The following is a 10835-nucleotide window of genomic DNA, read 5'->3' as shown; positions in this document are numbered from 1 at the left end:
GGCGCTATGCCCGGCCGGCGGCTGCAGGTAGGCCGCGTACAGCGCCGCGGCGGCGGCCGCCTGACGCTGCCGGTGGCCGTCGTAGGCCTGCCAGCCGAGCACGCCACCGAGCAGCAACACCGCCACCACCGCCAGCAGGCGGCCGTAACGGTCCCACAGGCGGCGCAGTTGTTCGATCTGATCGTCGTCGACGGTGCTCATGCGGGGGTCTCGGAGGCAAGGCGGATGACGGCGGCGCGCACCTGGTCCTGCGGCACGGTTTCCTGGGTGGGCCGGGCGGCGCGCAGCAGGCGCACGGTGACGGTGCCGGCGGCCAGCTCGTCCTCGCCGATGATCAGCGCCACCTCGGCACCGGCCCGGTCGGCACGCTGCATCTGTTTGCCGAAATTGCCGCCGGCGTGGTCCATGAGCACGCTGGGCGCGTCCGGCTGGGCACGCAGCTGCTGCGCGAGCTGCAGCGCCCGCGCGCGACAGGCGCCCGGCGTCGACACCACGTACCAGACGCGCCGCGGCGGCGCGGGATCGATGCCCTGCGCGCCGAGCAGGTCCAGCAGGCGCTCCAGGCCCAGCGCGAAGCCGATGGCCGGTGTCGGCCGACCGCCGAGCTGCTCGACCAGGGTGTCGTAGCGCCCGCCGGCGCACACCGTGCCCTGCGCACCGAGCGCGTCGGTGACCCACTCGAACACCGTGCGCCCGTAGTAGTCGAGCCCGCGCACCAGGCGCGGGTTGACCGTATAGGCCACGCCGAGCGAATCCAGCAGCGCACACAAGCGCTCGAAATGCACGCGCGAGTCGGCATCCAGGTGCTCGGGCAGGCTCGGAGCGGCGGCGATCAGCGCCGCCAGGTCGGGGTTCTTGCTGTCGAGGATGCGCAGCGGGTTGGTCTCCAGGCGCCGCTGACTGTCGGCGTCGAGCGCCGCGTAGTGCTCGCGAAAATACGCCTGCAGCTGCGCGCGGTAGGCGGCGCGCGCCTCGCGCGAGCCGAGCGAGTTCAGCTCCAGGCGCAGGCCGGACAGGCCAAGCTCGCGCCAGAACTGCGCCGTCATGGCGATCAGTTCGGCGTCGAGCTCCGGCTCGGCGCCACCGAAGCACTCGGCGCCAATCTGGTGGAACTGCCGGTAGCGGCCGCGCTGCGGGCGTTCGTGGCGGAACATCGGCCCCTGGTACCACAAGCGCAGCACTTGACCCTGGAACAGGCCGTGCTCGATGCCGGCGCGCACCACCCCGGCGGTGCCCTCCGGGCGCAGCGTGAGGCTGTCTCCGTTGCGGTCGAGGAAGGTGTACATCTCCTTCTCGACGATGTCGGTCACCTCGCCGATGGTGCGTGCGAACAGCGCGGTCGGCTCCACCAGCGGCAGGCGGATCTCCTCGTAGCCGTAGCGGCCCAGCACCGCCTGCAGACGCTGTTCGACGCCGCGCCAGCGGGGGCTGACGTCGGGCAACAGGTCATTCATGCCGCGGACGGCCTGGAGCTTGGCAGCCATGCTTGGAAGGTCTAGGGAGTGGTGGCGGTCGGCGCCGCGGCGGGCGGCGGCGCGGCAGTCGACGGCGGCGTGCCGAGCGTCAAGCGCACCACGTGCTGGCCGGCCGGCAAAGCAACCGGCGCGCCATTATAGAGAAGCTCCACCGCCGGCGCGTTGCCGAGCAGTACCCGTAGCGGCGGCACGCCACGCACGCTGCGCGGCGTGCCGGGGCTGACCAGCTCGTACACCAGACGCTGGCCGGTGTGATCGGTGACCTCGACCCAACTGACCGCCCGCGTGCTCAGGCGCAGCTCGTCACGCCCGTCGGCGGGCGCGGCCGGCGCCGCCGGAGCCCGTGGCGACTCGGCAGCCGTCGTTGGCGCCGGCCGCCTGGCCCCGACCTCGGCAACCGCCGTGGTGGCTGGCACCGGTGGCGGCGCCGCCGTGTCGACAGCCGGGGCCGGCGCGTCTACAACGGGGGCCGGCGGTCGGCTGAGTTCGGCTGTTGGCGTCGGCTGGTGGCCGTCCCTCGCCCACTGCGCGCCGAGCACGGCCAGCACGCCGATGATCGCCAGCCCACCCAGGCGCACCAGCCAAGGCCGACGCGGGTGCAGTTCCGGAGCGCGCCGTGCCAGATTGCCCGGCGCGGGCGCCACCGGCGGCGTTTGTTGCAGCGATGCCGGCTCGTCCAGGCCCAGCAGGCGCAGGTAGTTGCGCAGCTGGCCGCGGGCATAGGTGGGCGCGCCAAACGCGGCGTGATCGTCACTCTCCAGCGCCTGCACCAGTTCAGGGCGAATGCGCAGGCGCGCCGCCACCTGCGCCACCGACCAGCCGCGCGCGGTGCGGGCGGCGCGTAGCCGTTCGCCTACCGACGACTGCGGCGGTGGCGTTTCGCTGTCGTGCTCGGTCGTCATCAGTTCAGCTCGCGCGCCTCGGGCGAATCCGGAAAGCGGTTTTTGAGCAGCAAGCGGTAACTGGCGGCCCGGTCGAGGTCACCGAGCGCCGTCTCGACCCGGATGCCGAGCGCCAACCCGGCCGGCGTCTGCCCGGCGCTGCGCGTGTAGCGCGCCAGATGGGCGCGCGCCGCGCGCGCGTCGCCCTTGTCGAGGCTGAGCTGCGCCAGCAGCAGGCTGGCCGGCGCGAACGACGGATCCAGCTGCGAGGCGGTCAGCAGATCGGTTTCCACCCGCGGACCGCCGCCATGGCGCAGCGCGCACTCGGCGGCATTGGTATAGGCCATGGCCGGCGTGCGGTACAGCGGGTTGGCGATGGCGCAGCGGAAGTGGGCATCGGCCTCGCGCGGGCGGCCCTGCCCACACAGATAAACACCGTAGTTGTTGTGGATCTCGGGATCGCTCGGCGCCAGCTCGAGAGCCCGCCGATAGTGCTCCTCGGCCGCCTGCGGCTTGCCGAGCCGCAGCTGCAGCAGCGCCATGGTGGCATGCGCCGCGGCGCTGCGCGGGTTCAGGGCGAGGCTTTTTTCCAGCTCCTTCAAGGCGATATCGAGCGCGCCTTCCTGCATGTAGCCGGCGCCTAGCGCCATCCGCAGCTCGGCCAGGTGTTCCTTCTTGCTGAGCTTGCGTTCCGGATCGGCGGCGGCGCGGCTGCAAGTGTCCAGATCGATGGCCAGCTCACCGCCGGCGGCATCACGCACCGCCGGCTCCCGCGGCCGGCCGGCGCAGCCGGTGAGCAGCGCAAGCACCACAACCACGCCGGCGAGCGTGCGCATCGACATCAGGTCAGCGGCGACGTGGCGATGTGACGCCGCTCGCGCGCCAGCACCTTGCCGGCCAGCTGGCCGCAGGCGCCATCGATGCCGTCGCCGCGGGTCTTGCGCACCGTGGCCACCAGGCCGTGTCGCAACACCTCGTCCCGGAACGCGGCCACCGCCTGCGGCGGCGAGGTTTCGTACGGCAGTCCCGGCACCGGGTTGTAGGGGATGAGATTCACCTTCGCCGGCACGCGCGAGAGCAACTTGGCCAGCGCCTTGGCCTGCGCCGGGTGATCGTTCACGCCGGCCAGCAGCGTGTACTCGAAGGTCACCCGCCGCCGCTCGTCGCCGGCTACGTAGCGCCGGCAGGCATCCAGCAGCTCGGCGATCGGATAGCGGCGGTTCAGCGGCACCAGCTCGTCGCGCAGCGCATCGTCCGGCGCATGCAGCGACACGGCGAGCGCCACCGGGCATTCCTCGCGCAGGCGGTCGATCATCGGCACCACACCGGAGGTGCTCACCGTGACGCGCCGCTTGGACAGGCCGTAGGCCAAGTCGTCGAGCAGCACGCGAATGGCCGCCACCACGTTGTCGAAGTTCAGCAGCGGCTCGCCCATGCCCATGAACACCACGTTGGTGATGGGCTTCTCGCGCAGCGGATGCGGCGGCAGCAGACGGCTCGCGGTCCACATTTGCCCCAGGATCTCGCCCACGCCGAGATTGCGGTTGAAACCCTGCCGGGCGGTCTGACAGAAACTGCAGTTCAGCTGGCAGCCGACCTGCGAGGACACGCACAGCGTGCCGCGGCGTGTTTCCGGGATGTAGACCGTCTCCACCGCGCTGCCGCCGGGCAGACCCAGCAACCACTTGCGCGTGCCGTCCGCCGCCAGGCGGTCGGCCAGCACCTCGGGCGCGCGGACCTCCGCTTCCCGCCCCAGCCGCTCGCGCAGCGCCTTGCTGAGGTTGGTCATGGCGGCGAAATCGTCGCAGCCGCGCGCGTGCAGCCACTGCAGCAGCTGGTCGGCGCGAAACGGCTTCTCGCCCAACCGACTCAGCAAACCCGCCAGACCCGGACGGTCCAGGTCCAGCAGATTGGTCTTGGGGCAGGTCGTATCCAAGGCAGGGTCTTTATGAATGAAGGAACAGATCAGCGGGTGCGCGGGCAGATCTGGTCGGGCGTGAAGAAATACGCGATCTCGGTGGCGGCGTTGTCGAGGCTGTCCGAGCCGTGCACGGCGTTTTCCTCGATGCTGCTGGCAAAGTCGGCACGGATGGTGCCCGGCGCCGCCTTGGCCGGATCGGTGGCACCCATCAGCTCACGATGACGGGTGACCGCATCCTCACCCTCGAGCACCTGGATCATCACCGGGCCGCTGATCATGAAGCTGACCAGGTCATTGAAGAAAGGGCGTTCGCGGTGCACGGCGTAAAAACCTTCGGCGCGTTCGCGCGTGAGGTGCTCCATGCGCGCGGCGATGATCTTCAACCCGGCTTGCTCGAAGCGGGAGTAGATGGCGCCGATGACGTTCTTGGCGACGGCGTCGGGTTTGATGATCGAGAGCGTGCGTTCGATGGCCATTTGGATAGTCGATTAGAGGTGGAAGTTGCGAGCAGCGGCGGATTCTACCAGCTCGGCGCAATCGCACCGGGACGCGTTGACCCGGCCGCGCGAGGCGCTGTATAGTTCGCGCCCCACGCAACGGGGCGGGCCGGGCGCACTCTCGGGGTATGGCGCAGTCTGGTAGCGCGCCAGCTTTGGGTGCTGGATGTCGGGAGTTCGAATCTCTCTACCCCGACCAGTTCGCCGCGGCAGGTTTCGGGTCCGCTGCGCCCGTAGCTCAGCCAGGATAGAGCAACGGCCTTCTAAGCCGTCGGTCGCAGGTTCGAATCCTGCCGGGCGCGCCAGCCGTTGCCGAAGGTGTTTAATGGTGAGCGTAGCTCAGTCGGTAGAGCCCCGGATTGTGGATCCGGTGGTCGTGGGTTCGATCCCCATCGCTCACCCCAGTTTGCAGCAGACGAGTTATTGGGCCGCTAGCTCAGTTGGTAGAGCAGCTGACTCTTAATCAGCGGGTCGTAGGTTCGAGCCCTACGCGGCCCACCATTTAACTCAAGCACTTAGCGTCGATTCAGGCCGGGGTTCCGGCCACGAAAACGGCCTGCGGTGACCGCTGCGGTGACCTTGCAACAAGGTTTTGAACTGGCGCCGACATGCGCGCAGCGGCCGGGGCCGACCAGCGGGAACAGGGCCACGCGGTGTTTAAGGTCTTTTCTCTTACTCTTTATTAGATAGATTCCGTCCTGAGCAAGTCAGACCGATTTTTTGTCTACTCCTTTCTTGATTCCCCCCGCTGGCGCGCGCCCCCCGCCGGGGGCGCTTGCCTTCCCACGGCGTGCCGTGGTGCACACTCATGCAGTGATGCGCCCTATTCAGGGAAATCAAAGAAAACGCCCGATTCGGGCGCTGCGCGCGCCTCAAACGTCGCGGCTCAAGCCACCCCTCCCCTTTCTGGTGATGCTTGGCTGGTGTTCTGGCGGGCGGTGGGCGCGTGTCGGTGCCGGCCGCGGGCGCGGCGCAGCTTCACCAGGGCAATGACGGGCGCCGCGGGTCAGGCGGCGGTCAGCTCGGCCTTGAGGCGCTGCACGGTGGACACGCCGACGCCGTGCGCCTTGGCGATCTTGTGCAGGCCAGCGCCACCGGTGCGCAGGGCGGCGGTGATGGCGGCGGCCTTGTCGGCGTCGATGGTCGGCCGGCCTAGACGCTTGCCTTGCGAGCGGGCGCGGTTCAGGCCGGCATGGACGCGCTCGCGGATCATGGCCCGCTCGAACTCGGCAAAGACGCCCATCATCTGGAACAGCGCCTTGCCCGCGGGTGTGGTGGTGTCGATGCCCTGCTGGTGCAGATAGAGGTCAACGCCGAGCTGGTGCACTTCGTCGAGGAAGCCGACCAGGTGCTGCAAGGATCGGCCGAGCCGATCGACCGACCAGGCGGCGATCAGGTCGAAGCGGCGCCGGGCGGCGTCTTTCAGCAGCCGGTCGAAGGCCGGGCGCTGGTCGCGGCCCTTGGCACCGCTGACGCCCGCGTCCTCATAGACTTCGACGATCTGCCACCCGGCCCGCTCGGCGACGGCTTCAAGCTCGCGGCGCTGGTTCAGGGTAGTCTGACCGTCGGTGGAAACGCGCAGGTACAGGGCGCAGCGCTTGGCGGTCATGGCCGGTTTCCTCGCTGGTGGTGAAGGTGCCGGCATCGTACCAAAAACGACTGTTTTCGGTATACCCTGAAACGGCCTTCGGCCACCGCGCAGTTATGCGGGTTTGCGGGGCGCGCTGCGGCGGGGTTTTCGGTATGGCGTCAGGCAGGCGCGGTAGCCTGGGCAACGGCTAGGAGATTCAAGATGCGACGGTGCGAAGGATTGATGCTGGTGCTGCTGCTAGTGGCACCGGCGGTGGCCCTTGGCCAAGGCTGGCGCGACTGCGAGCCGGGATCAATCGGCCCCGGCGGGTGTGATTCCATCGGCCCTGGTGGCGGTCAGTCCATCGGACCGGGCGGCGGGCGATCTATCGGCCCCAGTGGTGGGCTGTCGATCGGGCCGGGCGGCGGGCAATCCATCGGCCCCGGTGGTGGTCAGTCCATCGGGCCGGGCGGCGGTAAGTCGTTGACGCGGGATCGCAGTCGCGGACTCGACACCGACACGATGCAGCCCTACGACCCTTCGGACTACTGAGGCACGCCAGTGGCAAGGATTCCAGCGTGGGGGCTGGTGGTGGTAGTGCTGGGCGGGTGCGCCAACGCCCGGCAGCCAGTAGCGACCAACCTAGTCGATAGCAAACCGATGCCGGTGAAGCTGGAGCGGCCGAGATTTCGCGAGCAGGTACTGACGATCACCGACCCAAGCACGGGCGAGACGTTTACCGGCCGCATTCCCGGTAGCCGACCGCAGGTCGGCATCACGCTGGGCGGCAGGCAGACGACGCATTTCTCCGGCATGTCCGCCGACGGCCAATTGTTCTCCGGCACTGCACATACGTCGGCGCCCGCCTTCGTGCCGCAGGTGCCCGCCGACTCGACCGGCCTGCTGCGCGGCGACAAGGGCAACACGCTGGTCTGCCGGTTCTATTTCACGTCCGAGAACGCCGTGTGCGTGAAGCCGGACGGCGGGTTCGTGTACGTCGATTTGTGATGCGCCATCGGCGCGCGGCGGCGCGGCCCGGGCGCGCCACCCCCACCCCCGCCCACGGCCGAGCGCGCGGGGAGTTCCACCCCCACGGGCCGAATTTTGATTTTTCGGATCGGGGCCGGTCAGGCGGCCGGTGCGGGTTGCGTCCGGCTGGCGGCCCAGGCGGCTTCGGTGGCCTGGCGCAAGGGTTCGGCGGTGGCCTGCAAGTCCCTGTCAGAAGCAAAAAACCCAATTCGACAAAAGGGAGAAGCGCAGCGTGCAGCACTTGCAGCTTGTCGCCATGCAAACCCTGATTGCTGGCGTGACCGTAGGTCTCTGGCTGCTCGCGTGGCAGCTCTTCAAATTTCTCGGCTTACCGTGGCTGATCCTACTTTGGCCGATCTTCGCGGCAATCAGCCACAACCGTAACCGGAGTGTCGAAGCCATCGCGATTTGGCACGCGATCGCTGCCAGTTACATTGCATGGGGCCTATTCACCGGCTTTTGGTATCCGCCGCACCGCAGCCAAGTTGCGCTTTTTAACGGCCCCGCATGGTTGCCTTGGGCTGGCTGGGGTGTATGGACGCTGAGCGTCGTGATCGGTCTTCTCGCGGGCGTTCTTGCAGGGGCCAAAACGGAAGATCGGTTCAGTTCATACGCGCTTGTGCCTTGGCCGGTGCGTCACCGGCAGGCGTCGTATGTGCTGGCGTTCTTCGGGCTGTGGATGATCGGCTACGGCGGGCACTCCATTCTGGTGCCGCTGATCGTCACGGCGCTGGGCATGTATCAAGGCAGCGTGATATTCGGCGACTCGGGATTTCAGAAGTCGCCGAACCGCACGGGATTGGCTCGCAATGCCGCACCGCCTACCGACGAGCTGGCCGGCGCTGACCCTGCAACTCAAGGGTCGAACGGTGCCCAATCGGAAAGCCCGGCCAGTGATGCCGCAGCGCTCACACCTGCGGCGCGAACCTATCCGCCGGACAACGGCTCCGCGCACGCTGCTAGCCAGCGCGAGTTAGCGGCGCTGCGCCGAGCGGTGACCTTCGACCAGCTCGCACAGGACACGAGCAATCCGACCGAGCGGGTGTCGTTGCAACGCGACGCGCAAACTGCACACGTTGATGCTGAACGCTGGGCACAGGCCGTGCGCGCGAGGCTTGGACAGGGCATGCGAGCGCCTGACGCACCCGCATCCACCCTGCCCGTGCGCCCGCTGACCAAGAACGCGTTGCCGGCACTGCTCCCGATGACCTACCCCGCCGACTTCCGGGCCTTGGAGCGTTGGGCCGCCCGCGTTGGCGCTAGCGTGCAACTGAGCAACGGCGGCAGGCTAAACACCCACGGGGAACGGTGGACGGCGATGCGCATCGATGGGGATCTGCCCGCGCTCGCGCTACCGGAAGCCGCTGAGGTGTGGCAGCGCACGCGGGCGCTGCTGTGGCCGGAGTCGTGGCCGACGGATGATGACTGGCTGTGGGAGGGCGAATCGCCGGATGCCCTGTTGCGCCACCCCGACGCCCAGTTTGCGGTTGTGAAAGACGGCGAAGTGGCTATTCCGGGGCGCCTGGTGGATGTGGCTGACCTGCGTTGCTTGGAAGAAATACTTGCAGTCGAGGGCTCGTGGGCAGCGCGTCACGGTGTGGGCAAGGGTGGCGCTGGCGAACGGCAGGCGCCGCCGGTGTCGGCCGCTGATCGGCGGTTAATCGAGCGGCACGCCTACGCCATCGGCACGCCGGCATGGTTCGATGACGGCACCGAAATCAACACCTATGGGGAGCGGTGGGCACAGCCACGCATCGACGCCGAATTGCCGGTGCTATCTGTAGCCCGCCCGCGGTAAACGAACCGGTAAGCAGGACAAGCCAAACGGGAGGTCAGGGATGCCAATACGGGTGATTGTGGGGCTGCACGTGGCGTGGATGGTGGTGATTGTCGGCCTGGCGCTGTGGGCGGGGTGGTTGTTTCGGTTCGAGGGCGACCGCGGACTTTTTTACTTGGACCGCTGGCGCGGCGAATTGGTGGATGCCACTTCGATATCCGGCGTCCACTATCGGCACTCCCTGCACCGCCCGCTGGCCTATGAAGCACCCATCCGAACTGTGACGCATGACCGCGAAGGAGTGGCACAGGATCAGGCCGGACAGCGCTCGGGGGCATTCAATGACCTGATACCGAATCGGGGGCGGCAATGAAACGATGGGGCGCGGTGTTCTTGGCGTTGTTCAGCGGCGTGGTGCTGGCCTGGGAGGGTCAAAATACCTACGGGCCGGGCCAGCACGCCGACCGGTACGGGCGGCCGTTCGAGTTCCAAACCGATGACGGGCAGGCGGTGCCGGGCGGGGTGAAGGTGCAGCCGAACGGTTACGGGCCGGGCGTCGGCATTGACGAATACGGGCGGCCGGTGCGGGCGGTCGATCCGGCCACGGGCCGGGCGCTGGAACCGTTCAGCATCGATGACGCGCCGGACTGAGGGGCGGGCGCAGCAGTCCGGGCGGTGCCGTTACCGCGTAACGGATGGCGGGTGCAGGTAGCTTTCAAGCTCGGCGTCGTTCAGCGTCGCCAGCGCCTCGGTTTCGGCCTGCGCGATGATCTGTTCCAGCGCCTGGCGCTGACTGACGCCGCGGTGCCGGGCCAAGCGCCCGAGCGCCAGCGCCGCGCCGGTCGGCAACCAGGTCGATAACCGCCGTTCGCCGTTGTCGCCGGCCAGCGCGCGCCGTTGGCGGTATGCCCGTTGCCGCTCTGCCGCTGACTTGCTCATGTCACCATCCTGTTACGCGGTAACGAAAGGCTAGACGTTACGCGGTAACGGGGTAAGCATGCGGTGCGCGTGGCGCGCTGCGTGGGCGCGCGGCGGGCGGGCAGCGGGCGCACCCACCCCCACCCCCGCCCACGGCCGAGCGCGCGGGGAGTTCCACCCCCACGGGCCGAATTTTGATTTTTCGGGCGGCGGCCGGTCAGGCGGCCGGTGCGGGTTGTGTCCGGCAGGCGGTCCACGCGGCTTCGTTGCCCGTGGACAGGGCGTCGGCGGTGGCCAGCAGGGCGGCGCAGGTGGCGGCCACGTGCGCGCGGCTCGGCGGGCAGGTGTCGGCCACGTCTCCACAGTCGCCCAAGTGCTCGGCGTGCTGGCGCAGCGTGGCGACGTGGCCGGCGATGGCGGCGCGGTGGTCCGGCAGCAGCGGGTCGGCCGGCAGCCGGCGCCACAGGTCGGCGATGTAGTCAAGGTCATCGGCTTGGGCGCTGGCGACGCGGGCGACGAAGAACAGCGCTTCGGGGTCGAGCGGCTGGCGGGTGTGCCGGGCGACGGTGTGCAGCAGGCCGGCGGCGGCGCGCAGGTCCGCCACGCTGGCTTGCATGGCGTCGGTGCAGTCCACGGCGGGCACGGGCTGGGCGGCGGGGTGGTCGATGACGTTGCTCATTCGCTTTCCTCCTGGTGGTCGATCGGCAGGGTTTGGCAGGACGTGACGAGCGAACCGTCCGGCCAGTGTCGGGCTTCGTAACGGCCAC

Annotated in this window: 14 protein-coding genes and 4 tRNA genes; 9 read left to right on the top strand and 9 right to left on the bottom strand. The window is 68.8% G+C overall.

From position 1 onward, the window contains the following. The 6 genes from PHC73_RS06940 to ndk form a co-directional block, all read right to left on the bottom strand. The coding region (locus tag PHC73_RS06940; RefSeq protein ID WP_300126105.1) for a tetratricopeptide repeat protein at positions 1 to 201 on the bottom strand (201 nt) is incomplete at its 3' end. Then, the gene (gene hisS / locus PHC73_RS06935) at positions 198 to 1484 is read right to left on the bottom strand and encodes a histidine--tRNA ligase (RefSeq protein ID WP_300126103.1); all 1287 of its coding nucleotides are present in this window, start codon (positions 1482 to 1484) and stop codon (positions 198 to 200) included. The genes hisS and PHC73_RS06940, both read right to left, overlap by 4 nt. 11 nt (positions 1485 to 1495) lie before the next feature. Then, positions 1496 to 2377, bottom strand: a complete 882-nt coding sequence (locus tag PHC73_RS06930) for a RodZ domain-containing protein (protein ID WP_300126100.1) — start codon at positions 2375 to 2377, stop codon at positions 1496 to 1498. Then, positions 2377 to 3198, bottom strand: coding sequence for a type IV pilus biogenesis/stability protein PilW (gene pilW / locus PHC73_RS06925; protein ID WP_300126098.1), 822 nt, complete (start codon positions 3196 to 3198; stop codon positions 2377 to 2379). The genes PHC73_RS06930 and pilW overlap by 1 nt, the downstream gene beginning before the upstream one ends. Further along, positions 3198 to 4292 carry a 23S rRNA (adenine(2503)-C(2))-methyltransferase RlmN gene (gene rlmN, locus PHC73_RS06920; RefSeq protein WP_300126096.1) on the bottom strand — a complete coding sequence of 365 codons (1095 nt, stop codon included), beginning with the start codon at positions 4290 to 4292 and terminating at the stop codon, positions 3198 to 3200. Before rlmN ends, pilW begins: the two co-directional genes overlap by 1 nt. Positions 4293 to 4321: 29 nt before the next feature. Further along, positions 4322 to 4753 (bottom strand): nucleoside-diphosphate kinase, encoded by a 432-nt coding sequence (gene ndk, locus PHC73_RS06915; RefSeq protein WP_300126093.1) that lies wholly within the window; start codon positions 4751 to 4753, stop codon positions 4322 to 4324. Between the two features lie 143 nt (positions 4754 to 4896). Between ndk and PHC73_RS06910 the strand changes: the two genes are divergently transcribed. The 4 genes from PHC73_RS06910 to PHC73_RS06895 all read left to right on the top strand — a co-directional run bounded on the left by PHC73_RS06910 (position 4897) and on the right by PHC73_RS06895 (position 5275). Then, positions 4897 to 4973: transfer RNA gene (locus PHC73_RS06910), tRNA-Pro, on the top strand. Positions 4974 to 5001: 28 nt separating this feature from the next. After that, positions 5002 to 5079 (top strand) — tRNA-Arg (locus PHC73_RS06905). A 23-nt stretch (positions 5080 to 5102) separates the two neighbouring features. Continuing rightward, positions 5103 to 5178 (top strand) — tRNA-His (locus tag PHC73_RS06900). A gap of 21 nt (positions 5179 to 5199) precedes the next feature. Further along, positions 5200 to 5275: transfer RNA gene (locus PHC73_RS06895), tRNA-Lys, on the top strand. Positions 5276 to 5780: 505 nt separating this feature from the next. On the opposite strand, the gene PHC73_RS06890 is transcribed toward PHC73_RS06895, so the two are convergent. Further along, positions 5781 to 6383, bottom strand: coding sequence for a recombinase family protein (locus PHC73_RS06890; RefSeq protein ID WP_300126090.1), 603 nt, complete (start codon positions 6381 to 6383; stop codon positions 5781 to 5783). Positions 6384 to 6587: 204 nt separating this feature from the next. On the opposite strand from PHC73_RS06890, the gene PHC73_RS06885 reads away from it, so the two are divergent. The 5 genes from PHC73_RS06885 to PHC73_RS06865 all read left to right on the top strand — a co-directional run bounded on the left by PHC73_RS06885 (position 6588) and on the right by PHC73_RS06865 (position 9801). Next, positions 6588 to 6896, top strand: a complete 309-nt coding sequence (locus tag PHC73_RS06885; RefSeq protein WP_300126087.1) for a hypothetical protein — start codon at positions 6588 to 6590, stop codon at positions 6894 to 6896. 108 nt (positions 6897 to 7004) lie between these two features. Beyond that, positions 7005 to 7352 (top strand): hypothetical protein, encoded by a 348-nt coding sequence (locus tag PHC73_RS06880; RefSeq protein ID WP_300126085.1) that lies wholly within the window; start codon positions 7005 to 7007, stop codon positions 7350 to 7352. A gap of 253 nt (positions 7353 to 7605) precedes the next feature. Beyond that, positions 7606 to 9171: a hypothetical protein gene (locus PHC73_RS06875; RefSeq protein ID WP_300126082.1), complete on the top strand. Its 1566-nt coding sequence runs from the start codon at positions 7606 to 7608 to the stop codon at positions 9169 to 9171. Between the two features lie 79 nt (positions 9172 to 9250). Further along, positions 9251 to 9523, top strand: coding sequence for a hypothetical protein (locus PHC73_RS06870; RefSeq protein ID WP_300126080.1), 273 nt, complete (start codon positions 9251 to 9253; stop codon positions 9521 to 9523). Then, complete coding sequence (locus tag PHC73_RS06865) at positions 9520 to 9801, top strand: hypothetical protein (protein WP_300126078.1); 282 nt, start codon at positions 9520 to 9522, stop codon at positions 9799 to 9801. The genes PHC73_RS06870 and PHC73_RS06865 overlap by 4 nt, the downstream gene beginning before the upstream one ends. Before the next feature lie 30 nt (positions 9802 to 9831). Here the strand turns inward: PHC73_RS06865 and PHC73_RS06860 are convergent, their stop codons facing one another. Both PHC73_RS06860 and PHC73_RS06855 read right to left on the bottom strand, forming a co-directional pair. Beyond that, positions 9832 to 10089 (bottom strand): hypothetical protein, encoded by a 258-nt coding sequence (locus PHC73_RS06860; protein WP_300126076.1) that lies wholly within the window; start codon positions 10087 to 10089, stop codon positions 9832 to 9834. A 196-nt stretch (positions 10090 to 10285) separates the two neighbouring features. Beyond that, positions 10286 to 10747: a hypothetical protein gene (locus tag PHC73_RS06855; RefSeq protein ID WP_300126074.1), complete on the bottom strand. Its 462-nt coding sequence runs from the start codon at positions 10745 to 10747 to the stop codon at positions 10286 to 10288. Positions 10748 to 10835 lie beyond the last annotated feature (88 nt).

Source organism: Immundisolibacter sp. (genome assembly GCF_028696615.1).
GTDB lineage: Bacteria > Pseudomonadota > Gammaproteobacteria > Immundisolibacterales > Immundisolibacteraceae > Immundisolibacter.
The sequence above is the reverse complement of the archived record's forward strand: the minus strand, read 5'-3'. Positions and strand labels throughout refer to the sequence as shown.

Coding starts and splice junctions, on each gene's coding strand:
- hisS (WP_300126103.1), bottom strand. CDS start 1,484: ATGGCTGCCAAGCTCCAGGCCGTCCGCGGCATGAATGACCTGTTGCCC.
- PHC73_RS06930 (WP_300126100.1), bottom strand. CDS start 2,377: ATGACGACCGAGCACGACAGCGAAACGCCACCGCCGCAGTCGTCGGTA.
- pilW (WP_300126098.1), bottom strand. CDS start 3,198: ATGTCGATGCGCACGCTCGCCGGCGTGGTTGTGGTGCTTGCGCTGCTC.
- ndk (WP_300126093.1), bottom strand. CDS start 4,753: ATGGCCATCGAACGCACGCTCTCGATCATCAAACCCGACGCCGTCGCC.
- PHC73_RS06890 (WP_300126090.1), bottom strand. CDS start 6,383: ATGACCGCCAAGCGCTGCGCCCTGTACCTGCGCGTTTCCACCGACGGT.
- PHC73_RS06885 (WP_300126087.1), top strand. CDS start 6,588: ATGCTGGTGCTGCTGCTAGTGGCACCGGCGGTGGCCCTTGGCCAAGGC.
- PHC73_RS06880 (WP_300126085.1), top strand. CDS start 7,005: ATGCCGGTGAAGCTGGAGCGGCCGAGATTTCGCGAGCAGGTACTGACG.
- PHC73_RS06870 (WP_300126080.1), top strand. CDS start 9,251: ATGGTGGTGATTGTCGGCCTGGCGCTGTGGGCGGGGTGGTTGTTTCGG.
- PHC73_RS06865 (WP_300126078.1), top strand. CDS start 9,520: ATGAAACGATGGGGCGCGGTGTTCTTGGCGTTGTTCAGCGGCGTGGTG.
- PHC73_RS06860 (WP_300126076.1), bottom strand. CDS start 10,089: ATGAGCAAGTCAGCGGCAGAGCGGCAACGGGCATACCGCCAACGGCGC.
- PHC73_RS06855 (WP_300126074.1), bottom strand. CDS start 10,747: ATGAGCAACGTCATCGACCACCCCGCCGCCCAGCCCGTGCCCGCCGTG.